The sequence below is a fragment of the Parapedobacter sp. ISTM3 genome, from assembly GCF_016533505.1.
Classification (GTDB): domain Bacteria; phylum Bacteroidota; class Bacteroidia; order Sphingobacteriales; family Sphingobacteriaceae; genus Parapedobacter; species Parapedobacter luteus.
On sequence record NZ_JAENGN010000002.1, the window covers coordinates 467,408 to 491,737 of the forward strand.

The 24,330-nt window shown below is 48.7% G+C and carries 20 protein-coding genes; 16 read left to right on the plus strand and 4 right to left on the minus strand.

The genetic code is table 11. The features are described 5' to 3' along the window. Positions 1 to 45 precede the first annotated feature (45 nt). From JHJ32_RS04750 to JHJ32_RS04765, 4 genes are all read left to right on the plus strand, one after another. Positions 46 to 1,032, plus strand: a complete 987-nt coding sequence (locus tag JHJ32_RS04750) for a glycosyltransferase (RefSeq protein WP_200120151.1) — start codon at positions 46 to 48, stop codon at positions 1,030 to 1,032. An 85-nt stretch (positions 1,033 to 1,117) separates the two neighbouring features. Beyond that, a complete protein-coding gene (locus JHJ32_RS04755) occupies positions 1,118 to 1,390 on the plus strand; it encodes a hypothetical protein (protein WP_079718362.1) in 273 nt (90 codons plus the stop codon). Then, positions 1,387 to 2,151 carry an MBL fold metallo-hydrolase gene (locus JHJ32_RS04760; RefSeq protein ID WP_200120153.1) on the plus strand — a complete coding sequence of 255 codons (765 nt, stop codon included), beginning with the start codon at positions 1,387 to 1,389 and terminating at the stop codon, positions 2,149 to 2,151. The genes JHJ32_RS04755 and JHJ32_RS04760 overlap by 4 nt, the downstream gene beginning before the upstream one ends. A gap of 81 nt (positions 2,152 to 2,232) precedes the next feature. Continuing rightward, a complete protein-coding gene (locus JHJ32_RS04765) occupies positions 2,233 to 2,385 on the plus strand; it encodes a lmo0937 family membrane protein (RefSeq protein ID WP_139378774.1) in 153 nt (50 codons plus the stop codon). On the opposite strand, the gene JHJ32_RS04770 is transcribed toward JHJ32_RS04765, so the two are convergent. Next, on the minus strand, positions 2,382 to 3,074 hold the full coding sequence (locus tag JHJ32_RS04770; protein ID WP_079718361.1) for a 2-C-methyl-D-erythritol 4-phosphate cytidylyltransferase: 693 nt from the start codon (positions 3,072 to 3,074) through the stop codon (positions 2,382 to 2,384). The two genes, JHJ32_RS04765 and JHJ32_RS04770, sit on opposite strands and share 4 nt — an antisense overlap. Before the next feature lie 22 nt (positions 3,075 to 3,096). Continuing rightward, positions 3,097 to 4,146, minus strand: coding sequence for a tRNA preQ1(34) S-adenosylmethionine ribosyltransferase-isomerase QueA (gene queA / locus JHJ32_RS04775; RefSeq protein WP_079718328.1), 1,050 nt, complete (start codon positions 4,144 to 4,146; stop codon positions 3,097 to 3,099). Between the two features lie 174 nt (positions 4,147 to 4,320). On the opposite strand from queA, the gene JHJ32_RS04780 reads away from it, so the two are divergent. Then, positions 4,321 to 5,568 (plus strand): ABC transporter permease, encoded by a 1,248-nt coding sequence (locus JHJ32_RS04780; protein WP_079718327.1) that lies wholly within the window; start codon positions 4,321 to 4,323, stop codon positions 5,566 to 5,568. 78 nt (positions 5,569 to 5,646) lie between these two features. Here JHJ32_RS04780 and JHJ32_RS04785 read toward each other — a convergent pair whose 3' ends face one another. After that, a complete protein-coding gene (locus tag JHJ32_RS04785) occupies positions 5,647 to 6,852 on the minus strand; it encodes a pyridoxal phosphate-dependent aminotransferase (RefSeq protein WP_176146260.1) in 1,206 nt (401 codons plus the stop codon). A gap of 132 nt (positions 6,853 to 6,984) precedes the next feature. Between JHJ32_RS04785 and JHJ32_RS04790 the strand changes: the two genes are divergently transcribed. The 3 genes from JHJ32_RS04790 to JHJ32_RS04800 all read left to right on the plus strand — a co-directional run bounded on the left by JHJ32_RS04790 (position 6,985) and on the right by JHJ32_RS04800 (position 13,652). Continuing rightward, positions 6,985 to 7,962 carry a cation diffusion facilitator family transporter gene (locus JHJ32_RS04790; RefSeq protein WP_200120155.1) on the plus strand — a complete coding sequence of 326 codons (978 nt, stop codon included), beginning with the start codon at positions 6,985 to 6,987 and terminating at the stop codon, positions 7,960 to 7,962. A gap of 145 nt (positions 7,963 to 8,107) precedes the next feature. Next, positions 8,108 to 10,462 carry a penicillin-binding protein 1A gene (locus JHJ32_RS04795; RefSeq protein WP_370584472.1) on the plus strand — a complete coding sequence of 785 codons (2,355 nt, stop codon included), beginning with the start codon at positions 8,108 to 8,110 and terminating at the stop codon, positions 10,460 to 10,462. Between the two features lie 76 nt (positions 10,463 to 10,538). Beyond that, positions 10,539 to 13,652 (plus strand): DPP IV N-terminal domain-containing protein, encoded by a 3,114-nt coding sequence (locus JHJ32_RS04800; protein WP_233632476.1) that lies wholly within the window; start codon positions 10,539 to 10,541, stop codon positions 13,650 to 13,652. Positions 13,653 to 13,712: 60 nt separating this feature from the next. Here the strand turns inward: JHJ32_RS04800 and JHJ32_RS04805 are convergent, their stop codons facing one another. Beyond that, positions 13,713 to 14,051 (minus strand): hypothetical protein, encoded by a 339-nt coding sequence (locus tag JHJ32_RS04805; RefSeq protein WP_079718324.1) that lies wholly within the window; start codon positions 14,049 to 14,051, stop codon positions 13,713 to 13,715. A 111-nt stretch (positions 14,052 to 14,162) separates the two neighbouring features. On the opposite strand from JHJ32_RS04805, the gene JHJ32_RS04810 reads away from it, so the two are divergent. From JHJ32_RS04810 to JHJ32_RS04845, 8 genes are all read left to right on the plus strand, one after another. Continuing rightward, positions 14,163 to 14,936, plus strand: a complete 774-nt coding sequence (locus JHJ32_RS04810; protein ID WP_079718323.1) for a LexA family transcriptional regulator — start codon at positions 14,163 to 14,165, stop codon at positions 14,934 to 14,936. A gap of 128 nt (positions 14,937 to 15,064) precedes the next feature. Next, entirely contained in the window at positions 15,065 to 15,535 is a 471-nt protein-coding gene (gene rimP, locus JHJ32_RS04815) for a ribosome assembly cofactor RimP (RefSeq protein ID WP_200120159.1), read from the plus strand. A 1-nt stretch (position 15,536) separates the two neighbouring features. Beyond that, on the plus strand, positions 15,537 to 16,775 hold the full coding sequence (gene nusA, locus JHJ32_RS04820) for a transcription termination factor NusA (RefSeq protein ID WP_079718321.1): 1,239 nt from the start codon (positions 15,537 to 15,539) through the stop codon (positions 16,773 to 16,775). A gap of 112 nt (positions 16,776 to 16,887) precedes the next feature. Beyond that, entirely contained in the window at positions 16,888 to 19,788 is a 2,901-nt protein-coding gene (gene infB, locus JHJ32_RS04825) for a translation initiation factor IF-2 (protein WP_200120161.1), read from the plus strand. A gap of 236 nt (positions 19,789 to 20,024) precedes the next feature. Continuing rightward, complete coding sequence (locus JHJ32_RS04830; protein WP_370584473.1) at positions 20,025 to 20,954, plus strand: formylglycine-generating enzyme family protein; 930 nt, start codon at positions 20,025 to 20,027, stop codon at positions 20,952 to 20,954. A 36-nt stretch (positions 20,955 to 20,990) separates the two neighbouring features. Continuing rightward, the gene (locus JHJ32_RS04835; RefSeq protein WP_200120163.1) at positions 20,991 to 22,310 is read left to right on the plus strand and encodes a Gfo/Idh/MocA family protein; all 1,320 of its coding nucleotides are present in this window, start codon (positions 20,991 to 20,993) and stop codon (positions 22,308 to 22,310) included. Between the two features lie 23 nt (positions 22,311 to 22,333). After that, positions 22,334 to 23,332, plus strand: a complete 999-nt coding sequence (locus JHJ32_RS04840; RefSeq protein ID WP_079718358.1) for an FAD:protein FMN transferase — start codon at positions 22,334 to 22,336, stop codon at positions 23,330 to 23,332. Positions 23,333 to 23,357: 25 nt separating this feature from the next. Beyond that, positions 23,358 to 24,287 (plus strand): hydroxypyruvate isomerase family protein, encoded by a 930-nt coding sequence (locus JHJ32_RS04845; RefSeq protein ID WP_079718317.1) that lies wholly within the window; start codon positions 23,358 to 23,360, stop codon positions 24,285 to 24,287. Positions 24,288 to 24,330 lie beyond the last annotated feature (43 nt).

The window sequence follows — 24,330 nt, forward strand, 5'->3', positions numbered from 1 at the left end:
CGTTGTGATATTAAATTTTCGATTTTAGGTTGGCTTTCCTGTTCTATGTTTTTTTCCATCATCATTCCGTTGTACAATCGGCCCCAGGAGATTAATGAGCTGCTGGAAAGTCTTACCCATCAACGCTACACGGCATTCGAGGTACTGGTTATTGAGGATGGCTCCATGCATGACGCGCGAACCATTGTCGAACGCTACAGCGACAGCCTGGACGTACATTATTATAGTAAGCCCAATGAGGGGCAGGGGTTTACACGTAATTTCGGGTTTGCGCGTGCCAAGGGCGATTATTTTATTGTTTTTGATTCCGATTGCCTCATTCCCCCGGATTATCTTTCCAACGTCGTCGCGTTTCTAAAAAAGACACCGCTGGATGCCTTTGGTGGTCCCGATGCAGCCCATGAGTCCTTTACTCCGGTACAAAAGGCCATCAGTTATTCCATGACGTCGCCTTTTACTACAGGTGGCATCCGCGGAAACAGGAAACATCTGGGGACGTTTCATCCAAGGAGCTTTAATATGGGGGTGTCAAGGAAAGTCTGGGAGCGGATAGGCGGATTCAAGCTTACACGGCTGGGGGAGGACATCGAATACAGCATTCGGATCCAGGCTTCGGGTTTTAAGATCGGGTTAATTCCCGAAGCGTTGGTATATCATAAGCGGCGGACGGATTTCTGGCAGTTTTATAAGCAGCTGCATTTTTTCGGTCGGGCCAGAATCAATATTTATAAACATTTTCCGCGCGAACTGAAGCTGGTACATTTTTTTCCGGCGGCATTTGTGTGCTTTCTGATGATTGTGGCGGGGCTCAATGCATGGAATGCCATCGCAGGTGCAGGTTGTACACTTGCTTTTGCCGGCAATATACTGCTGCTTGCCTACGCTACGCTGATCTTTTTCCATGCCTGGGCAAGGACACGAGATACGTGGGTGGCACTGCTCAGCGTGGCTGCCTCATTCATCCAGTTGGTAGCTTATGGATTGGGTTTTATGCAGGACTTTATCAAACGGGTAATCGTCAACCGCCGTTAATGCCGGCTCACGGCTATTGTGGATAAAACACTTTTGCGATTTCATCAGACGAATCGTATTTTGGCAGAACTAAAAATGATTGCCGTTGTTACCGAATACGCAACATAGTCTGGATAAACTGGAAGCCCTGTTGAAAGATCTGGGATACAGGGTGCGGTACGAAAAAGGGAACTTCAAGACAGGAGCATGCGTGCTGCAGAGCAGTAAAGTGGTCGTCGTCAATCGATTTTCGAATCTGGAGATGAAAATCGGTGCGCTGATGGGCATATTACGTGATATGCCGACGGATAGTGGGACACTCGATGAGAAGCAAAAGCAATTTTTGCGCAGTATCAAACAAACTAAGCTAACGATTTGACCATACGATTTTTAGGAACAGGAACATCCCAAGGTATCCCGGTGATTGCATGTGATTGCGCGGTATGTACTTCTTTAAATACTAAAGATAAGCGGTTGCGATCGGCTGTATTGATACAGGTGAATGGCAAAAATATTGTCATCGATACCGGCCCGGATTTCCGGTATCAGATGCTTCGTGAGCACGTCACCCACTTGGATGCTATTCTGTTTACCCACTCGCATAAGGACCATATTGCCGGATTGGACGATGTGCGGGCCTTCAACCGCCAACAGGGCCACGCCATTGATATTTATGGCGCTCTGGAGGTACATGAAGCCCTTCGGCGGGAGTTTTACTATGCCTTCGCAGCCAAAAAATATCCCGGTGTCCCCCAACTGAACCTGCACGAAATATCTTCATTGCCGTTCTCACTGTTTGGGATGCCGATCATCCCGATTGAGGTCATGCATTACATGATGCCTGTCCTGGGGTTTCGTATAGGTGATTTTACCTACATCACTGATGCAAAAACGGTGGAAGACACCGAAGTGCAGAAAATCAGGGGGACGAAAATATTGGTGGTCAATGCGCTACAGCGGGAAGCACATATTTCCCATTTTACGTTAGACGAAGCAATCGCCTTTGCGGGGCAAGTCGGCGCCGAACAAACCTATTTTACCCATATTAGCCACAAACTGGGGCTCCACGATGAGGTACAGGCCGAACTGCCGGAAGGGATTTTCCTGGCATATGATGGCTTGTCGCTGGAGCTGGCCTGAAACCAACGGCGCCGACAAACATTTTTTATATGCCGGTGTTGTACTGTATAAATAATCGTTAATCATTAACCTTATACAGTTATGGGAAATTTGCTTTATATCATTGCCGTGATCTTGGTTATCGTTTGGGCAATAAGCTTTTTTGGTGGATACTACACCGGAGGAATTATCCATGTTTTATTGGTGATAGCTATCATTGCGATTTTGCTGCGCGTTATTCGAAGCGCTGCCTAATCGATTGTCTCTAAGAGTATCGCTGCGATACGCAGATCTTCAGGGAAAGTAATTTTAATATTTCGGGTGTCGCCATCGATGATTGAGATGGGATACCCTTTTTTTTCTACCACAGATGCATCGTCTGTATACATTTCATGCTCCGGTTGCTCGTAAGCGTCGGATAAGACAGCACCGTTGAATGTTTGGGGAGTCTGCATCAGGTAAACAGTTTCCCGCCGGCAGGCGTTGTTCTTTAGCCCGTTGCCGCTCACAATCCGGACGGAGTTGATACTTCGCACGGCCAATGCCGCCGTTCCGGTATTCGAGGCTTGCTCGTACGTCCGATCAATTAATGCGGGCGTCACCAGCGGACGCGCGGCGTCATGAACGGCGATCAGGCTGTTCGACAAATTGGCATGCATGGATTTTATAGCTTCGATGCCGTTTTTTACACTGCTGAAACGGCTGTCCCCGCCGGTTACCAACGTATGCGGTATATCAAACCGGTATGTTTCGCAAAGTGCAGACCAATAATCATGCATGTCTTTATGCAGCACGACGATGATACAGGGTGAGCTTTGGCTTTTGTGGAATGCAAGAAGGGTATGCATCATGACAGGCATACCCTTCAAAGACAGAAACTGTTTAGGAATATCCGCGTTCATACGGCTCCCGGTACCCCCAGCCACGATGATCGCGTAGTTCATGATTTTTTCGAAACTCGCCGGCTTAGATGATGAGCATGGCATCGCCATAGCTATAAAACCGGTATTTCTCCTTGACGGCTATTTCATAGGCATTCATGACATTTTCGTAGCCGCCAAACGCAGCAATCATGACCAATAGCGTCGACTCAGGGGTGTGGAAGTTGGTAACCATGCTGTTGGCAATGCTGAAATCATAGGGTGGATAAATAAATTTACTGGTCCACTCGTTAGCCGGTTTTAGGTGCTTGTCCGCAGACACCGATGATTCAATGGCCCGCATTGAAGTGGTACCCACGGCGCATACCCTTTTTTTGGCATCTATGGCCTGGTTGACGATCCTTGCGGCTTCTTCAGGGATTACGAATTGCTCCGAATCCATTTTGTGTTTGGTGAGGTCCTCCACTTCCACCTGCCTGAAGGTGCCCAAGCCTACGTGGAGCGTGATTTCGGCAAATTCCACGCCTTTTAGTTCGAGGCGTTTCATGAGCTCACGGCTGAAATGCAGGCCTGCGGTAGGGGCTGCCACAGCACCTTCATGCTTGGCAAATATCGTCTGATACCGGAATTTATCTTCCGGGGTAGCCCTGCGCTTGATGTATTTGGGCAGTGGCGTCTCGCCCAGTATTTCAATATTGCGGCGAAACTCCTCATCGGTTCCGTCAAAAAGGAACCGGATAGTGCGTCCGCGAGATGTTGTGTTGTCTACCACTTCGGCCACCAACAAGTCGTCGTCGCCAAAATACAACTTGTTGCCCACGCGGATTTTCCGCGCTGGATCCACCAATACATCCCACAACCGGAGTTCTTTATTCAACTCACGCAAAAGGAATACCTCGATGGTAGCGCCGGTTTTCTCCTTGTTGCCATACATACGCGCCGGGAACACTTTGGTGTTATTCAGGATCATGACATCCTTGTCGTCAAAATAATTGAGGATGTCCTTGAATATTTTGTGTTCTATTTTGCCGGTTTTACGGTCGAGCACCATCAATCGGGATTCGTCGCGGCTTTCGGTTGGCTCGTATGCGATAAGGGATTCGGGTAAATTGAACTTGAATTGTGATAGCTTCATTGTTGATGCAAAATTTTAGATAGCGGCACAAAATATATGCCCAACGTATATAAATTAGCGTGCAAAGTTACAAAATTATTTCATACGCGATGTGAAGGATAAGTATAATTATTATCTGGAAAATTAGTTTATCTTCGCTGTAACTTAACGAATGATTGGCCGTCTTAACTGTGTATGATATTGTTCCTGAAATTAATCGGAGAGAGTTTTGGCTTTGCGTTTTCGGCGCTGCGCGAAAACCGCACACGTACCCTGCTGTCCTTACTTGGCGTGACGATTGGTATCTTGATTATTATTGGCGTGTTTTCGGCAGTAGACACCTTGCGTGCAAACTTGGAAAGCAGTGTCGAAAAATTAGGTAGCAAGACCATCTACGTCATGAAGTGGCCATGGGATGGCGGTCCGGATTTTCCGTGGTGGAAATACGTGAACCGTCCGGAGCCGGACATTCGGGACTACGAAGCCCTCAAAGCGAGGATGACCACCGCAGAGGCTATCTCATTTTCTATTGATATCGGTGGGCGGACCGCGCAATACCTCAATAACAACGTCTCAGGGGTAACGGTCACGGCAGCTTCCCATGAAATGTATGACATCCGGGAGCTGGATATTGCGGACGGCCGTTATTTTACCGAATCTGAATCGAGCCGGGGAACGAATGTGGCGGTTATTGGAGCTACCATAGCCGAAGGCTTATTCCCCAACACAGAACCCATTGGAAAATCAATCCGGGTGCTGGGGCGGAAAATCACGGTGATTGGCATATTTGAAAGGGAAGGTGAGGGGATGATTTTTGACGTATCCATGGATAATGTCATTATGGTGCCGCTCAATTTTGCACGTAATGTGGTGAATATCCGGCGGTATAGCCCAGCCATCATGGTGAGTGCCGCACCAAATGTATCATTGGAAGAAACCGAAAGCGAACTGCGCGGTGTTATGCGCTCCATTCACCGGTTGCGTCCCCAGCAGGAAGATGATTTTTCACTCAACAAAACCACTATCATTACAGCCCAATTGGATGCCATGTTTCAGGTCATCAATACAGCCGGCGGTTTTATTGGCATATTTTCCATCTTGGTGGGGGGCTTCGGTATCGCCAACATCATGTTTGTGTCCGTCAAGGAACGCACGCACATCATCGGCATCCAAAAGTCGTTAGGCGCCAAGAACTATTTCATCCTGTCGCAATTTCTTATCGAGGCCATCGCTTTGTGCCTCATCGGTGGCCTGATGGGGTTGTCTGTTGTGTATCTGCTTACGGTTTTGGTGAAGTTTGCATTCGACCTGACCATTGTTGTCAACATGGGAATGGTGATGCTTACCATTATATTGTCTACCCTAATTGGACTTATTGCGGGTATTGTGCCCGCGGCTATGGCCGCGCGGCTTGATCCGGTGGAGGCGATACGGAGCAAGTAAGCCGTAAACGGAGTTGGGTTTGGAGACCCGGTTCCATCTACGGCTTATGTGGTAGTTCGTCTTGCCCCGGTTATGCTGTCAGGCCAATTTGGCCAACGCCGCTTTTATCCGGCGCAATGCTTCCGTGAGATTGTCGTCGGAGGCCGCGTATGATAAGCGGATGTAGTTGTTGTTGCCGAATGAGTCGCCCCCAACGGTCGCTACGTGAGCTTCGTTCAACAGGTACAGGGCAAGGTCTGCCGAATCTTTTATAATTTGGCCTTGTGCGTCTTTTTTGCCAAAAAACGAGCTGATGTCAGGGAAAAAATAAAAAGCCCCCTGAGGTAAATTCGTCTTTACACCTGGTATATCTTTCAAAAGGTTATATACCAATTCCCTGCGCCGTTCAAAGGCCGCCTTCATCTCTTGCACGGTTTCCAGCCCTTGTTCCAGGGCGGTAATGCCGGCCCGCTGCGCAATAGAGCAAGTACCTGACGTGGTTTGTCCTTGCAGCTTGTCGTTGGCAGCAGCGATTTCTTTGCTGGCAGCCAAATAACCAAGCCGCCATCCGGTCATCGCAAACGCTTTCGAGAAGCCGTTGATGAGGATGACGCGGTCTTTGATGCTGTCAAATTGAGCGATCGATTCATGCTTGCCAATGAAGTTGATGTGCTCATATATCTCATCCGAAATGATATAAATATGAGGATGTTTTTCGAACACGCGGACCAACCCTTCAAGTTCGGCCTTGGTATAAACACTGCCGGTAGGGTTGCATGGTGAGGAAAACATGAATAATTTGCTTTTGGGGGTGATGGCCGCCTCCAGCTCTTCGGGGGTAATCTTAAAATCGCTGTCGATTGTGGTATTGATAAACACCGACTTGCCTTCGGCAAGCGTTACCATCTCGGAATAAGATACCCAGTAAGGTGTCGGGATGATGACTTCATCGCCTGGGTTAATCAACGTCAGGATGGCGTTAGAAAGCGACTGTTTGGCACCCGTTGAGACCACGATTTGCGAAACGTCATAGTCCAGCCCGTTTTCGTTTTTCAACTTATTCGCGATGGCCTTACGTAGTTCGGGATATCCGGGCACCGGGGAATAGCGGGTGTAGTTTTCGTCAAGCGCCTGCTTGGCGGCTTGTTTTACATGCGCCGGCGTATTGAAGTCCGGTTCGCCCACACTAAGGCTAATGACATTGACGCCCTTTGCTGCAAGTTCGCGACCCAATTTGGTCATTTTAAGCGTAGCGGATTCAGATAGATTATTGATCCTATCAGAAAGAACAGATGGTGTACTCATGGTGCGCAAACTTAGCTAAATTTCTACTATTATAAAAAACTTCTTTGCCATGAAGAATCGCCCAAGAAATTTGCCTCCAACCGGTATGGCGCTAATTCATTATCTTTGCCAATTATCTTAAGTGCATCGGTTTTGAATAAACAGAAAAACATCATTCTTTTCGCATTAGCTGCTGGTGTTGTACTGATGTTGACTAAGTTTACGGCGTACCTGCTGACGAATTCCAATGCCATACTGACCGATGCGATGGAAAGCATTGTGAATGTGGTGGCTTCAGGTTTCGCCTTCTACAGCATCCATCTGTCGGCGCGGCCAAAGGATCAGAATCATCCGTACGGCCATGGTAAAGTTGAGTTCTTTTCCGTCTTTTTGGAGGGCGGGCTGATTTTTATCGCCGGTGTTCTGATTCTGGGAAAAGCAGTGTACAATATCTTTTTGCCGGAGCCGTTAGGTAACCTATTGGAAGGCATCGGGCTTGTCGCGCTGACGGGCATCGTCAATTTTGCGTTGGGCACCTATATGGTAAAACAGAGCAAACTGCTCAACTCGTTGACCTTGCAGGCAGACGGGAAGCACCTACAGACCGACGCCTACAGTACCGCAGGGTTACTCGTCGGGCTTTTCATCATCTATGTTACCGGAATGGCGTGGATCGACGTCGTGCTGTCCATCGGGCTTGGCTTATACATCTTGTTCAGTGGGTATAACCTGCTCCGTAAGTCAATCGCCGGCTTAATGGATGAGTCTGACATGAAGTTGGTAGGCGACGTGGCCGCCGTCCTGCAGCGATATCGCAGGGACGATTGGATAGATGTGCACAATCTGCGGGTGCAGCGCTATGGTCACGAACTTCATATCGATTGTCATGTAACGTTGCCCAATTACTATGACTTAAATAAAGTTCATGATGAAGTATCGGCTATCGATCAACTGATTAATAGGGGGTTGCATGCAAATGCTGAATTGTTTATTCATGCTGATCCCTGCGTGCCTGCCTGTTGTCACTATTGCAGGGTAAAAAACTGCCCAATTCGCAGTGAAGCTTCCCGCGTTGACATCGTCTGGGATAAGCGGATCATCAGTAAAAACGAGAAACACTTTCACGAATAACGAGTAAATACAAAATATAAAGCGGTGAACAACCGTATGCAATATCAAAACATTTCATCATCTTTACGCGATGTTTAAGGAGATACGAAATCGCTATATACGCTATGCTGTAATAATCGTTTATGTGGTTGTTTTGATAGTCTGTATGGTTGAAGTGAATTTTCTTTGGTTATTCGGCTATTCTCCGACATCAAAAGATATCAGTAAACCGATTCAAAGCGTGGCGTCGGAAGTCTATACGGCAGACCACGTGCTCATCGGCCGTTATTATAAGGAAGATCGCTCCCCGGTACACTATGACAGTATTTCGCCTAATGTAATCAACGCGCTGATTGCTACAGAAGACATTCGCTTTTTTAAACACCGTGGGGTGGATTTTTTGGCCATCTTCTCGAGCATCGTATCCACCGCGCAAGGCGACCGGAGAGGAGGCAGTACAATCACGCAGCAGCTTGCAAAAAACTTATACCGCACCCGGTACAATCAGGCCGTCGGGCTGCTGGATAAGGTGCCCGGAGTGCGTATGCTGGTCATAAAATTCAAAGAATGGCTTACCGCATACAAGCTGGAGGGGGAATATAGCAAGAAAGATATCATCGCCATGTATCTCAATACCGTGTCATTCAGTAATAATGCGTACGGTATAAAAACGGTGGCCAGGCGTTACTTCAACAAGGAAACACAGGAACTGACTGCCGCAGAAGCGGCAGTGCTCATTGGTATGTTGAAGGGCACCACGCTCTATAATCCGATACGCAACCCTGAACGGTCGCTTGAGCGGAGGAATGTGGTTTTGGGGCAGATGCATAAAGCCGGATTTATATCGGCGCAGGAGTATGAAGCCGCCAGGGCGGCTGCACTGGGATTGCACCTCGGGGAAATCGAGGATCTTGGAAACGGTGATTCCTATTTGCGCACGGCGGTGGAACGATGGCTGGCCTCATGGTGCGAAGAAAACGGATATGATATTTACGTGGATGGTCTGAAAATATACACCACCATTGATTCGCGGGTACAGCGGCATGCGGAGGAGGCGGTGGCCGAACAAATGAAGCCCTTGCAGCGGCGATTGGAAAATGCCTGGCAGGGCGAGATCCCCTGGCGGGATTCTGAAGGTAATGTTATTGAAGATTTTCTGGAAAACCTCGTCGTGCGGACAACGTATTATCAGCAGTTGGATGAGCGGTATAAAGGCAATAAAGACAGTATCTTTTACTACTTGAACCTGCCCAAACCTATGGAGGTATTCACGTGGGATGGAATTAAGCAGGTGCAGTATTCCAGCATGGATTCGCTGGCACACTACGCAATGATGCTTAATGCGGGGCTGATGACGATGGATCCGTATAACGGTGAAATAAAAGCCTGGGTGGGGGGGATCAACCACCAGTACTATAAATATGATCACGTATTCCAGGCAAAGCGGCAAGCCGGTTCCACCTTCAAGCCATTTGCATACCTCGCAGCACTGGAAGCAGGCATGTCGCCCTGCGACAAATATGTCGATAAGTTTGTGCGCATAACCTATACGGAAAACGGGGAAGAAAAAGTATGGGAGCCTAAAAATGCCGACTGGGTATTTAGTGGCCGCGAAATGTCATTACGCTGGGCGATGGGAAGGTCCGTCAATTCCATCACGGCTCAGATTACCGAAGAAATCGGATGGGACAAGGTGGTTGATGCGGCCGAACGCTGTGGCATTACCAGCCCCTTGGCCAGTGTGCCTTCGGTGAGCCTCGGCTCCAACGACGTCAGTGTGTTTGAGATGGTCAATGCGTACGCAACGTTCATGAACCGTGGAAAAAAGGTGGAACCCATCTTGGTATCAAAAATTGTCGACTACAACGGCAACATTGTAGCTACATTTGAAACAACTGCCACGCAGGCCATCAGTGAGGAGGTAGCCTGGCTGATGGGCTATATGCTCATGGGGAGCATGGAGGAACCGGAAGGTACCTCTCAAGCGCTCTGGGAATGGGATTTGTGGCGAAATAAAAACCAGATAGGGGGAAAGACAGGCACATCGTCAGATTATGTAGACGGATGGTACATGGGTGTTACCAAGGATTTGGTCACGGGTGTTTGGGTAGGGTGTGACGAACGGAGTATTCATTTCAGAAATTCGCAGACCGGTGAGGGATCGCGCACAGCGCTTCCGGTGTTCGGCCGGTTTATGGAGAAAATCTATCATGACGATTCATTGGATTACGATTACGGGCCGTTTCCTGAACCGGCCGTAGCGATAAACCGGAAATACGACTGCCCGAGTCCACGCATTTCCCGTCCGGACAGCACGCTGTTGGATACGATCATACCGTTAAGGTTGCCTGATTCCCCGGTGGAAATTCCAGTGGATGTCGAAGAATTGAAAAAACAGTTTGAAAATACAGCGCCGGTTCCTGAAGAACACAAGGCGAATGGCGATCAAGACGGGCCGGCCGCACACACCGAGCCCCACCCGAATAATAAGATTCGCATTCGGTATCCGTCAAAAAAATAATATCCGTTGGTAATAATTAAACTTTTTCACCGATATTCGTTCTAATTTAGACATTGTGATTATACACCCATTTTCCATGACGTACCTTAATCGATTTGTCAAGCTTATCTTGCTGAATAGTTGTTTGGTGTTGATGTTTAGCGCAATTGGCCTAAACGCCCGGGCCCAATATTTCGGCCAAAATAAAATGCGATATAAGTCGCTCAAATTCCAGGTCTACGAAACGCCTCATTTTAATCTGCACTATTATTTGCAAAATGACACATTGATCAGGTGGTTGGCTAAAGAAAGCGAAGTTTGGTACGAATTGCACCAGCAGGTGTTTAGGGATACGTTTTTGCGTAAAAATCCGATTATCCTATACAGCAATCACCCCGAATTCCAGCAAACGACTACGATCCAGGGAGAGATTGGAGTAGGTACCGGAGGTGTTACCGAAGCGTTCAAGACGCGGGTCGTGATGCCTGTGATGCAGATTAACCATCAGACACGGCATGTACTGGGACACGAGTTGGTGCATGCGTTTCAATATCGGGTACTGATGGAAGGCGGCGATTCCACTCGTTTGGAAAATATAGGTAACATTCCCCTGTGGATGGTAGAAGGGATGGCGGAGTATTTTTCCATCGGAAAAAAGGATGCGTTTACAGCCATGTGGATGCGTGACGCCTACATAAATAATGATATTCCATCCCTGCGAGCCATGACCGAAAATATGAACCGGTATTTCCCTTACCGGTTTGGGCAGGCGTTTTGGGCCTATATCGGCTCCACCTACGGGGATACGGTCATCATGCCGTTATTTAAGGCGACAGCCATGTATGGCTATGAAATGGGTATCAGGCGGGTATTTGGCTATGATGCCCAGACCTTATCCAACCTGTGGAGAAACAGCATGGAGAATGCCTACCGCAACCTTCCGGTTGACACGGGGAAAGCGCCGGTAGGACGCTCCATCATCAACAGCAAGAATTCAGGCCGCCTGAATGTATCGCCGGCGATTTCACCCGACGGCAAATACGTCGCTTTTATGTCCGAACGGGATTTGTTCAGCATCGATTTGTTTTTGGCGGACGCCCAGACCGGCGACGTAATCCGGAAATTGTCCAGCAGGCTTACCAATACAGATATTGATGAATTCAGTTACTTGGAATCAGCGGGTGCCTTTTCGCCGGATAGTAAGAAATTTGCCTTCAGTGTCTTCAGTCGGGGTAGAAGCAAGCTCATGGTTGTGGACGTTGCGAATGGGAAAACGCTGGCGTTGGAAGCGATGGGGGATATCACCGAGTTTGCCAATATTGCATGGGCCCCCGACGGCGAGACCGTTGCGTTTTCGGGGCTGAAGAATGGCCACAGTGATATCTATCTCTATAACCTGAATACAAAAAAGCTGACGCAGCTTACCGACGATTGGTATTCGGATTTTCAACCGAGTTTTTCTCATGACGGCAGATACATTGTTTTCAGTACCGACCGCGTAGCGCTCCAATCCGATACAAGAAGTGTGGATATTCCCATGAATATTGCCATGGTTGATGTTGAAACCGGCGAAATCACAAACGTCGATGTATTCCAGGGCGCGAATAATTTAAATCCTCAGTTTTCTGCGGACGACAGCCAGATTTATTTCCTTTCCAATAGCGACGGCTTCCGGAATATGTACCGGTATACGCTGGCTGAGCGTAAGGTTGAGCGGATGACAGAATATTTCACAGGCATCAGTGGCATCACGGAATACTCTCCCGCCTTAAGCCTTTCGGTTAATGGCGACGTCGTCTATTCCTATTACCGACGGAACGAATACAGTGTCTATAACGCGAAAGTGGATGAGTTTGAGCCGAAGGAGGTCGATCCCTATGTCGTTAATTTCGACGCCGCAATGCTGCCTCCTCCGGAAAACCTTGGCGTGGATGTCGTGAATGCCAACCTGAGTAATTTCAACTTGTTTCAGCGTATCAGCGATAAGCAGATTTCATCGGTCGCATACAAGCCCAATTTCAAGTTGGACTACTTGGCCAATAGCGGAATGGGCCTGGCGGTGGGCAGTCGGTACGGGGCCGGCATCGCCAGCGGCATACAGGGAATGTTTTCGGACATCCTTGGCCATAACCAGATCTTTGCCGCGCTGTCCATTAATGGCGAAATTTATGATTTCGGCGGCCAGGTCGCGTACATAAACCAGCGGAGCCGGATAAATTGGGGCGGAGCCGTCTCGCACATTCCGTTCATGTCGGGCTATTCGCTCTATAGCCAAAGAGATGTAGGAAACGGTCCGGAGCCGATATTGGATACGTATATCATCCGGACATTCCAGCAGCAGGCGGAAGCTTTCGGTGCATACCCGTTTTCAAGGCATCACCGTTTCGAAATGGGCGGGGCATTTGCGCGGTATAGCTATCGGGTGGATCGCTGGTGGCAAAGTTACCTTTACGGATACGGCGGTCGGGATAGGGTGCCGAATGATGAAGCAAGTGGCATCTTCGGTGGCAACTTCAATGCATTTACCATCCAGCAGATCAATACCTCGTTTGTCGGCGATAATGCAGTGTTCGGCATCGCTGCGCCCTTACAGGGATTCCGTTACCGGGTGGGGATGGAACAGTATTTCGGTGATTTTAACTTTAGGGCGTATACGTTCGACTTACGGAAATATAACCGGTATCAACCGGTCACCATTGCAGCAAGGGCGTATACCTATATGCGATCAGGCCGTAATGAAGATGCATTATTTCCGCTGTTTTTGGGATACCCTCACCTGATCCGGGGCTATGAAAGTGCTTCTTTTAGGAACAATATGGATCAGCGTTTTAATTTCAATAGTTTGATGGGAACGCGCATTGCCGTATTTAATTTTGAAGTACGGCTGCCATTCACCGGCCCTGAACGGTTGGCTGTGCTTCGATCCAATATGTTGTTTTCTGACCTGAATTTCTTTTTTGACGCCGGGCTTGCCTGGGATAGTAGCTCCAAAGTCGCATTTAGAAGCACACCCAGGTACCTGGAAACTGTGGAGGCATCAAATGGCCAGATGGTAGATGTTTATGAGCGTATCCCTGCGTTAAGCGCCGGTGTATCCTTACGGGTCAATTTATTTGGAGCCATGGTGCTCGAGCCTTACTATGCGTTCCCGTTTCAGCGTACTGACGTGAACTTTGGCACATTCGGGCTTAATTTTGCACCCGGGTGGTAATTTGCTATTTTGCACATCGTGGCCGCCCAATTGGGCACCCTGAGGACGCCCAGGACCGGCTTAGCTTCTTAAATGTAACCGGGCGTTGGTAAGGCCGCTTGAGCCGAAGGCATTCAACGGTCTTACCAACCCGAGATCGACCCAATTGGGATTATATTTCCGGATGAGTTTTTCTTTTTGCATACGGGTGTATGTGCTTAATTCCCTGAACCGGCGTAAGGCAGATTCTTCGGTAGGAAGCGCTTCGTGGTAAACCAAGCGGGAAACTTTTGCACATGCATCAAAAAATAAGCCCGGAGCTTCTCTATAGGTTTTAATCGCCCTTTCAAGGTCCTGTGCCATGCCAACGTGTAAGCAGGTACGGTTGCAATCGGTTAAGATATAGATGTAATTATTCATATGTTGAAAATTATTTAACGTTATTTTTTTGTCGCCCTGAAAAGTTTTACTAACTTTATTGGCACAATAATACTAATTTATTTAGTTTGTTCAAATTTATTTTTACTTTTTATGTCGAACATTGCTAACAATCTTAAATACCTCCGTAAGAAAAAGGGGCTTACTCAGCAACAGTTTGCGGATGAGATGGGTATCAAACGCGCATCTGTCGGTGCATATGAGGAAAATCGTGCGGAACCCAAATATGAATTGCTAAAGAAAATTGCCGACTTCTATGGGTTGACCATGGACGAGCTGGCAAATGACACGATCAACGACAAATGGCGGCCCACTCCCCGTGGCAATGCAGCTAACGTGCGGGTATTGAGTATAACAGTGGATGGTGGCGATAAAGAGAACATTGAATTGGTGCCGGTCAAGGCCAGCGCGGGTTATCTTAACGGGTACGCGGATCCCGAATATATAGCTGAACTGCCGAAGTTCAGCTTACCCATGTTCAGGCAGGGGACCTATCGGGCTTTTGAAATCAAGGGCGATTCGATGCTGCCCCTTCAGCCGGGAAGTATCGTGATAGCGGAATACCTCGAAAATTGGAACGACGTAAAACCGGGTCAGACCTATGTGGTGATATCCCGGAACGATGGGGTTGTCTATAAACGCATCGCATTTAAATATAAAGACGATAAAGGGTTGAAGCTGGTTTCTGATAATAAGAGCTATGAGCCCTATTGGGTGCCGGCAGCGGATATTCTGGAAATATGGAAGGCCAAGGCCTATATCAGTACCCAACTGCCTGAGCCGAGCCCAGAGCCTACCATGGAAACACTCACCGCCATGATGGCCCAGATGCAGAAGACCATCAGTACAGTCGTGGATAACCGTTAACGGCCGGGCATACCCATTGGCATAAGCAGATTTTTAATTATAAAACATTTTACTTATCTTTGCATCATCTTGAAAAAGAGGGGACGGAAATCGTCCCCTTTTTTCATGGCTAATGGTTTATTTTGTAAGTGGAGCACTCAATAGAAAATAAGGTAAAGGCATTGGTTGAAGATAAGATTGCCGATAGGGAAGACCTATTTATAGTAAGTATAAAGATGCATCCCAATGGCAAGCTTGAGGTGTTGGTAGACGGTGACCAGGGCGTAAGTATTCAGGATTGTGCCGCTATTAGCCGGCATGTAGGCTTCCATCTGGAGGAGGAAGATGTAATCGCGCATGCTTATCGGCTTGAGGTTTCTTCGCCGGGTATCGATGCGTCGTTCACTTCAGTGAGGCAATACCAGAAAAATGTCGGGAGGAATATACAGGTAAAGCTACAAGACGGAGGGCAGAAGGAAGGGAAATTGCTGGAAGTGGCTGACGAGTATATCGTGATTATGGAAGAAATTAAAGAAAAAGGGAAGAAAGCAGTCGAACAGCAAAACAGTATCCCCTTTGAAAGTATCAAAACAGCAAAGGTGTTAATTTCATTTAAATAAAATGAGCAATAATATCAATTTGATTGACTCTTTTCAAGAATTTAAAGAGTTCAAAAACATCGACCGACCTACGGTCATCAGTGTGTTGGAAGAGGTCTTCCGAAGCATGATTCGTAGGAAATACGGTACCGATGAAAATTGTGACGTCATCGTCAATCCGGATAATGGTGACTTGGAGATTTGGCGTACGCGGGTGGTGGTCGAAGACGGTTTTTCAGAGGATGACGATTTGGAAATCGAATTGGCGGAAGCCCGTAAATACGATCCCGATCTCGAAGTCGGGGATGACTATATCGAAGAAATAACGTTGGAGAGCTTTGGGCGCCGGGCGATTTTAGCGGCTCGCCAGACGCTTGTGTCCAAAATCCTGGAACTTGAGAAGGATGAGGTATTTAAAAAATACAAGGACCGGGAAGGTGAATTGATCACCGGCGAAGTTTATCAGATTTGGAAAAAAGAGACCTTGGTGCTGGATGATGATGGCAACGAATTGATTTTGCCTAAAACCGAACAGATCCCGGCGGACTATTTCAAAAAGGGCGATACCATCCGTGCCGTGGTACACAAGGTTGAAATGGTTAATGCCAATCCAAGGATTATTATCTCCCGTACCGCCCCCGAATTTTTGCAGCGCTTGTTTGAGTTGGAGGTGCCCGAAATTTTTGATGGCTTAATCACTATCCGCAAAATCGTGCGTGAACCGGGTGAGCGTGCCAAAGTAGCCGTTGAATCCTATGACGACCGCATTGATCCGGTAGGTGCGTGCGTCGGCATGAAAGGTTCCCGCATCCATGGTATTGTCCGTGAGTTGCGGAACGAAAACATCGATGTCATCAATTATACGAACAATACGCAACTCTACATCCAGCGGGCATTAAGTCCCGCACGCATTGGCTCGATAAAATTGGATGACGAACACAAAACGGCAGCAGTCTACCTCAAATCCGATCAAGTATCACTGGCGATAGGCCGTGGAGGGCATAACATCAAACTTGCAGGCAAACTGACGGGTTATGAAATAGACGTATACCGCGAAGCAGAAGAGGTCGAAGAGGATGTGGATATCGAAGAATTCGCAGATGAAATCGATGGCTGGATCATCGATGAACTAAAACGCGTGGGGCTGGATACGGCCAAATCCGTACTGGCACTTTCCGTGGATGATTTGGTGAGACGTACTGATTTGGAGGAAAACACCATACACGAAATCATTCAGGTGTTGCAGGCTGAATTTGAATAATTGACTACCGGGCGATGTACCCGCTTGTCGTGCTTTTTTAATTCTTTGCCGATATACGCTTAAAAAAATATATTTTTGTATCAACACAAAAAATAAGAGGTAAATAAATTAGATGTCAGAAGGTAAGAGCATAACATTGCTGAAAGCAGCAAAGGAATTGAACATTGGTATAGGTACAGCTGTTGATTTCTTGGTCAAGAGTGGCTACGATATTGAGCCCAAACCGGGAACCAAATTGGATAGCGAAACCTACGATGTTCTCTTGCGTGAGTTTCAGGGGGATAAAATTGTGAAGGAAGAAGCCAATCAGATTATCATTGGCAAAATCCGTCGTGAAGAATCCCCTTCGGAAACTGTTGTGCAAAAACCACAGAAAGACACGGATACTGAAGAAATACTGATTAAGAATACGGGTGCATTTACACCTGAGGTGCGTCAGACGCCTCCGGCTGACAAAGAAAAAGCGCAGGATAAAGAACCGGATCCGGTTAAGACCACTGAAAAGCCGCATATCCCCGGCATGAAGATCGTCGGCAAAATTGATTTGGACAACTTCCGGGGCGGAAAGCACCAGAAGGAGACTCCCAAAGAGGAAAAAGAAACGAAAGAGAAAGAGGCACCTGCGGACACGCAGGCAGAGAAGGAGCCTACGCCTATTCCGGCGGCTCAACAGGAGCCCGACCACAAGCCGGAGGCCAAGGAAGAGACGCCGCCGGCTGTCATCGACCAGCCGGTTGCTCCCGAAGTCCCGGAAAACCGGGAGCCGGAGGAAAAGCCGCAGCCGAAAGAGCGTGCACCTGAGCCTCAAAATGAGGTTATACGTGCTCGCGCCCAACGCCTGACGGGACCCAACGTTGTTGGTCGAATTGATTTAACGGCGCACCAACCGAGAGAAAAACCGGTCGCATCTTCCTCCAGTACTTCTGGCGTTTCGGCGCACGACCATAAACGCAAACGGAAGCGTAAAGACAAACCGGGAGTCCAGCGCCCGGGGGCTGCCGCGCCAGGGCAACAAGGGCAGCACGGCACCGCCGCGCCGAAGGGACGCCACGACTTTAAAGGCAAACCACGGCACGCCACCGAAAGCCGGGAAGAACCGTCAGAAAAGGAAATACAAGATCAAATTAAGGCAACACTTGCCCGCCTCAGCGGTGCAGGTAAGTCCGGTAAGTTTGCGCAACGTGCAAAGCTCCGCCGTCAAAAACGGGATGACATTGCTCATTCGGCCGAAGAGGCAGCACTTGAGCAGGAAATGATGTCTAAGGTGTTGAAGGTGACCGAGTTCGTGACGGCTAATGATTTGGCCAACATGATGGGCGTGCCTGTCACTCAGATTATTGCTACATGCATGAGCCTGGGGCTTTTTGTTTCCATCAATCAGCGCCTGGACGCCGAAACCATTGCCATTGTGGCTGATGAGTTTGGCTATGAGATTGAGTTTGTCAAACCTGAAGATGAGGAAAATACCGAGCTTGAGGAACCGGACAATCCAGAAAATCTAGTCCCCCGCGCGCCTATTGTGACTGTTATGGGGCACGTAGACCATGGTAAGACGTCATTGCTCGATTATGTCCGCAAATCCAATGTGATTGCCGGGGAGGCAGGGGGAATTACCCAGCACATCGGCGCCTATGAGGTGAAGTTGGATGACGGCCGTAAAATTACATTTTTGGATACGCCGGGCCACGAGGCCTTTACTGCGATGCGTGCGCGTGGAGCGCAGGTGACCGATATTGCTATTATCGTGATTGCGGCAGACGATAGCGTGATGCCGCAAACCCGGGAAGCCATCAACCACGCACAGGCCGCAGGTGTACCGATTGTATTTGCGTTTACGAAAATCGATAAGCCGGGCGCAAATACGGATAGGATCCGCGAGCAGCTCTCCAATATGAATATTTTAGTCGAGGATTGGGGTGGCAAATACCAGTGCCAGGAGATTTCGGGCAAGACCGGGCAAAATGTCGATCTTTTGCTTGAAAAGGTGTTGCTTGAAGCTGAACTGCTGGAATTGAAAGCCGACCCTAAAAAACGGGCCGTCGGTTCGGTCATTGAAGCCAGTCTCGACAAAGGAAGAGGAATCGTAACAACAGTGTTGATTCTGTCCGGAACGCTTAAGGTGGGGGCTCCTATATTGGCTGGTTCCCACAGCGGCAAAGTGAAAGCATTACACAACGAACGTGGTCAAAAGGTCACGGAAGCGGGTCCTTCTACTCCCGTACAGATATTGGGGATGTCTGGCGCACCCACTGCCGGAGATAAGTTCTACGAAATGGAGAGCGAGGTGGAGGCCAGGCAAGTGGCGAACAAGCGGCTGCAATTGCAACGCGAACAGGGATTACGTACGCAGAAGCATATCACGCTCGACGAGATTGGCAGACGATTGGCCATCGGAAACTTCAAAGAGCTTAATGTCATTGTCAAGGGCGATGTGGACGGTTCTATCGAGGCATTGTCTGATTCGCTGCTGAAGCTATCGACAGAAGAAATTCAGGTCAATGTCATCCATAAATCAGTGGGCCAGATATCCGAATCGGATGTATTGCTCGCGTCTGCTTCGGATGCCATCATCATTGGCTTCCAAGTACGGCCATCTACAAGTGCCCGTAAGCTGGCAGAGCAAGAACAGATCGATATCCGACTGTACTCTATTATCTATGATGCGATAGAAGAGGTGAAAGCAGCCATGGAAGGCATGCTGGAGCCTAAATATGAGGAAAAGATAGTGGCCAACGTGGAAATCCGTGAAACGTTTAAGATTAGCAAGGTAGGCACCATCGCCGGTTGTATGGTGCTTGATGGCAAAATTAATCGTAACCACAGTATACGTGTTATCCGTGATGGTGTGGTGGTGTATACAGGTCAGTTGGCGTCCTTGAAACGATTCAAAGATGATGTGAAAGAGGTCTCTGCCGGCTATGAATGCGGATTAAATATTCAGAATTTCAACGATATCAAAGTAGGCGACATCATTGAAGCCTACGAACAAGTGGAGGTAAAACGCAAACTTTAAGCTTGCGCCGGGAACGGTACCCACGAAAAGTTTTCCACAATAACGAATCGCCCATAAGTGTAATAAGGACACAATGTGGGCGATTTTTTTTATTCCTAATTATTCGCCTTGGTGACGTGTCACGGTTAAAATACTTGATCTATTTTGCATTTAAATAAAAAGACTTTAAATTCAGCCACCAATTTTTGATTATAGCTGAGATGTTTGTGAAGTCTTTGTTTATTTGTAGTCTAGTATTGCTGAATCTTGCGCAGGCGCAGGAGCTGTTTGAACCGTATACCCAGCATATCGAAGGCACTGCGCTGAGTTTTCCGATGCAACCCATTCCCGGCGGAGAGTATACGATGGGTAGTCCAATGGGAAACAAGGATGAGCAACCGCCGCACCCCGTGAGGGTAGATTCGTTTTGGATGGGGACTTATGAAGTGACCTGGGACCTATACGAGCCCTTCGTCTATAAGGATTTTGAGCTCGCCCGCAGCGGTGGCCGTGTCGCGCCGGAGGTAGACGCAGTGACCCGGCCTACTAAGCCCTACCTGGATATGACCTTCGGGATGGGGAAGGAGGGGCATCCGGCTCTTGCGATGACACAGTATAATGCTATCCAGTTCTGCAAGTGGCTCTATATACGCACGGGGGTTTTCTACCGGCTGCCTACGGAAGCCGAGTGGGAATATGCCTGCCGGGCCGGTAGCAGTACCGAATATTATTTTGGAGATGACCCGGCGGCCTTATCGGATTATGCGTGGTATAAGGAAAACAGCGACAATAAAACCCATCCCGTAGGCCAGAAAAAGCCCAATGCATGGGGGCTCTATGACATGCATGGCAATGTAGCCGAATGGACATATGACCAATACATCGAAGATCGCTATCAGCAGTTGTCTGATGGCACTGTCGCTGATAACCCCGTAGCTGTACCGGATCAACTGTATCCGCATAGCATCCGAGGGGGATCCTTTGAGGATAGTGCCCGTGATCTGCGCTCAGCATCCCGGTTGCCTTCGGATCCGTCATGGAAACAGCTGGACCCGCAGATACCGAAAAGTAATTGGTGGTTTCCGGAAGCACCCTTTATCGGCATCAGACTGGTTAGACCATTGAACCCACCTTCCGAAACGGAAATCATGGCGTACTACGATAAAGCGCCCATACAGGATTATTAAAAAAGAGAACCTTAATATAGATCTAAAACAAAACAGATGAGCACAAAACGTATAGGTGAACAACGCCGCGAATTTCTGAAAAGTTCGGCACTGCTGGCGGGCGGAGCCCTGCTTAGTGGAATGCCCGTATTGGGCGCATACGCCCATGGAGACGATGTAATCAAGGTAGCCGTTATTGGTTGCGGAGGCAGAGGAACGGGTGCCGCTTTCGATGCTATTGCTTCGGGGGCCAATATTAAGATAGTAGCGCTGGCCGATGCGTTTCGCGATAGGCTGGATGAAGCATATACCAAGTTGTCGGAACGCCATGCGGATAAGTTGGATGTCCCCGAAGACCGGAAATTCGTGGGTTTTGACGCCTATCAAAAGGCCATTCCGTTTGCTGATGTCGTTATACTGGCCACGTCGCCCGGTTTCAGGCCTGTACATTTCGAAGAAGCTGTCAAACACGGCAAGCATGTGTTTATGGAGAAGCCCGTGGCTACAGACGTCCCCGGTGTGCGCCGGGTGCTCGCAGCTGCCGAAGAGGCCAAGCGGAAGAAACTGAACGTTGTCGTGGGGTTGCAGCGCCGTTATCAAGCCAACTACCGGGAGGCTATTAAACGTATACAGGATGGAGCGCTTGGCGATATTGTGTCCGGACAGGTGTACTGGAACAGTGGCGGCGTATGGGTGAGGCCCCGCCAACCCAATCAAACCGAAATGGAATATCAAATGCGCAACTGGTACTACTTCAATTGGCTCTGTGGCGACCACATCGTCGAACAGCACGTGCATAATATCGATGTTGCCAACTGGGTAAAAGGGAGCTACCCGGTGTCTATACAAGGCACCGGCAGCCGCGCATGGCGGACGGGCAAGGAATACGGCGAAATCTACGATAACCATGCGGTAGAGCTTACCTATGCTGATGGTTCGGTGATATACAGCCAATGCCGGCATTTCGAAGGCACATCCAACAGGGTCGATGAGACATTCCAGGGTACCAAGGGACGTGTATACCTCTCAGCGGGCAATGATGCTATTCTGTGGGATGCCAAGGGCAACGAGCTTTATAGCCATCCGAAACGCGGGAATGCCAACCCTTACCAGCATGAACACGTGGAATTCTTTGATGCCATAAGCAAGGGTGAATATCGGTTTGACAATGCGGAATATGGTGCATATAGTACACTGACGGGAATCATCGGCAGGCTGGCTACGTATTCGGGCCAGGTCATCAAATGGGAGGATGCGCTGAAATCCAACGTCGATTTAATGCCGGAACGCCTGGCATGGGATGCCCTTCCTAAGGTATTGCCCGGCGAAAACGGGATGTACCCTTATGCGATTCCTGGGCAAACGGTCGTCTTATAGTGAAAAAACAGTCAAAGCTGTTAATGGCCGGAATAACGGCTTGCTGGTGCGTGGCGGCCGGCTTTGTTGACGGCGGGCTAACGCGATATACCATCACGGGCTATGCGCAAGGTACGGACTACATGGTTACCTATTATGCAACGGATAGCTCGGTCACCAAGGCGGCGGTTGACAGCATTCTGGCCGCGATTGACAGTTCCATGTCATTATACAACCCTTATTCGCTCATCAATGAGATCAACGGGAGTGAGGACGGGACCTTTGACGTTGACGAACATTTTTACAAGGTACTCGCCCGTTCATTTGAAATCCATCACGACAGCGAGGGCATATTCGACATCACGGTGGCGCCATTGGTGCAGCTTTGGGGGTTCGGACCAACAGCGATAACAAAATTTCCCGATAGTACCGAGGTGAACCAGGCATTGGCCTGTGTAGGGATGGACAAAATCCGCTTACTGGGCGGTAAGCTGGAGAAACAGTGCCTATGTGTACAACTTGATGTGAATGGCATAGCGCAAGGATACAGCGTAGATGTACTGGCCGACCACTTGGAAAGCAAAGGAATAGTCCAATACCTCGTAGAACTGGGGGGCGAATTGCGCGTTAAAGGGCCCAAGCCGGATGGCACGCCGATGCGTATCGGCATTGAACGGCCGTCAGGTAAGGGCATGGAGCAGGTGGTGATCGAAGACGTGATGGAAGTGCGGGAAGGGGCAGTCACCACGGCAGGCAGTTACCGTAAGTTTTTACAGGACAGCGAACGTAGGGTATCACACCACATCAATCCAAAAACAGGTTACCCCTTCGATACCGAGATTATCAGTGCCACTATCTATGCAAAAAATGCAGTCACTGCGGATGGATATGACAATGTAATTATGGCCATGAAAGCTGACGAGGCTGTTGCATTTGTCAACCAACGGGAGGACTTGGACGTGCTGGTCGTTTATCGAGATGCATCCGGGTTCGTTCGGGATACGTCAAGTGCTGGATTCAATAGGTTGTTATCCAGCTATTAACAAATCGTATAATCTATTTAATACAATGAAGAGAAGTCAATTTATTCGCAATTCCCTCTTGGCTACCGGTGCCGTAGCGGGCAGTGGGGCTTTACATGCTTTTGGACATACACCGAATGGCGCTCCAAAACAGGAAAACAAACCCTTCAACCTCAATTATGGGCCCCATCAAGGCCAATTTGAAAACCATGCGGGGAAAAACATCCTCGATCAAATCCAATTTGCCTATGACCAAGGCTTTCGCAGCATCGAAGACAACGGGTTTTCGGGCCGGCCTGTGGAGGAGCAGGAACGTATCGGAAGCTTGTTGGCGAAATTGGGCATGACGATGGGGGTTTTTGTGCTGGACAAAGGGGGGAATGGTGCCAATACGTTGGCCGCGGGAAAGCAGGAGCATGTAGACATATTCCTAAAGGGATGCCGGCAGGCCGTGGAACTGGCTAAGCGGTGCGGCGGTAAGTATACGACCGTGGTTCCGGGGGATTTCGCGAGAAACCTGCCCCCGGACATCCAGACAGCCAATGTTATCGAAGCATTGAGACGCGGTGCGGAGATATTGGAGCCCCACGGCATCGTGATGGTGTTGGAACCCCTGAGCGATACGCCTGATCTTTTCCTGCGGACGTCTACCCAGACATATCTCATCTGCAAAGGCGTAAATAGCCCATCCTGCAAGATTCTATACGATGTATACCACATGCAACGCAATGAGGGAGACCTGATCGCCAATATCGACCGCTGCTGGGATGAAATTGCTTATTTCCAGACCGGAGATAACCCCGGTCGGCGGGAGCCTACAACAGGCGAGATCAATTACAAAAACTTGTTTAAGCACATTTACGATAAGGGATACCGTGGCGTGGTTGGTATGGAACACGGCAAATCAATGAGCGGTAAGGAAGGCGAAGTAAAGCTGATCGCTGCTTATCGCGAAGTCGATAATTTTTTGGGTTAATAAGTGTTAATTTGTTGTAGTATTCATAAATATATCTCATATT

What these genes read in the sequence shown, in the direction of transcription:
- JHJ32_RS04750 (WP_200120151.1), top strand. Translation starts at nt 46, where the DNA reads ATGTTTTTTTCCATCATCATTCCGTTGTACAATCGGCCCCAGGAGATT.
- JHJ32_RS04765 (WP_139378774.1), top strand. Translation starts at nt 2,233, where the DNA reads ATGGGAAATTTGCTTTATATCATTGCCGTGATCTTGGTTATCGTTTGG.
- JHJ32_RS04770 (WP_079718361.1), bottom strand. Translation starts at nt 3,074, where the DNA reads ATGAACTACGCGATCATCGTGGCTGGGGGTACCGGGAGCCGTATGAAC.
- queA (WP_079718328.1), bottom strand. Translation starts at nt 4,146, where the DNA reads ATGAAGCTATCACAATTCAAGTTCAATTTACCCGAATCCCTTATCGCA.
- JHJ32_RS04780 (WP_079718327.1), top strand. Translation starts at nt 4,321, where the DNA reads ATGATATTGTTCCTGAAATTAATCGGAGAGAGTTTTGGCTTTGCGTTT.
- JHJ32_RS04785 (WP_176146260.1), bottom strand. Translation starts at nt 6,852, where the DNA reads ATGAGTACACCATCTGTTCTTTCTGATAGGATCAATAATCTATCTGAA.
- JHJ32_RS04795 (WP_370584472.1), top strand. Translation starts at nt 8,108, where the DNA reads ATGGTTGAAGTGAATTTTCTTTGGTTATTCGGCTATTCTCCGACATCA.
- JHJ32_RS04800 (WP_233632476.1), top strand. Translation starts at nt 10,539, where the DNA reads ATGACGTACCTTAATCGATTTGTCAAGCTTATCTTGCTGAATAGTTGT.
- JHJ32_RS04805 (WP_079718324.1), bottom strand. Translation starts at nt 14,051, where the DNA reads ATGAATAATTACATCTATATCTTAACCGATTGCAACCGTACCTGCTTA.
- JHJ32_RS04810 (WP_079718323.1), top strand. Translation starts at nt 14,163, where the DNA reads ATGTCGAACATTGCTAACAATCTTAAATACCTCCGTAAGAAAAAGGGG.
- nusA (WP_079718321.1), top strand. Translation starts at nt 15,537, where the DNA reads ATGAGCAATAATATCAATTTGATTGACTCTTTTCAAGAATTTAAAGAG.
- infB (WP_200120161.1), top strand. Translation starts at nt 16,888, where the DNA reads ATGTCAGAAGGTAAGAGCATAACATTGCTGAAAGCAGCAAAGGAATTG.
- JHJ32_RS04835 (WP_200120163.1), top strand. Translation starts at nt 20,991, where the DNA reads ATGAGCACAAAACGTATAGGTGAACAACGCCGCGAATTTCTGAAAAGT.
- JHJ32_RS04840 (WP_079718358.1), top strand. Translation starts at nt 22,334, where the DNA reads ATGGCCGGAATAACGGCTTGCTGGTGCGTGGCGGCCGGCTTTGTTGAC.
- JHJ32_RS04845 (WP_079718317.1), top strand. Translation starts at nt 23,358, where the DNA reads ATGAAGAGAAGTCAATTTATTCGCAATTCCCTCTTGGCTACCGGTGCC.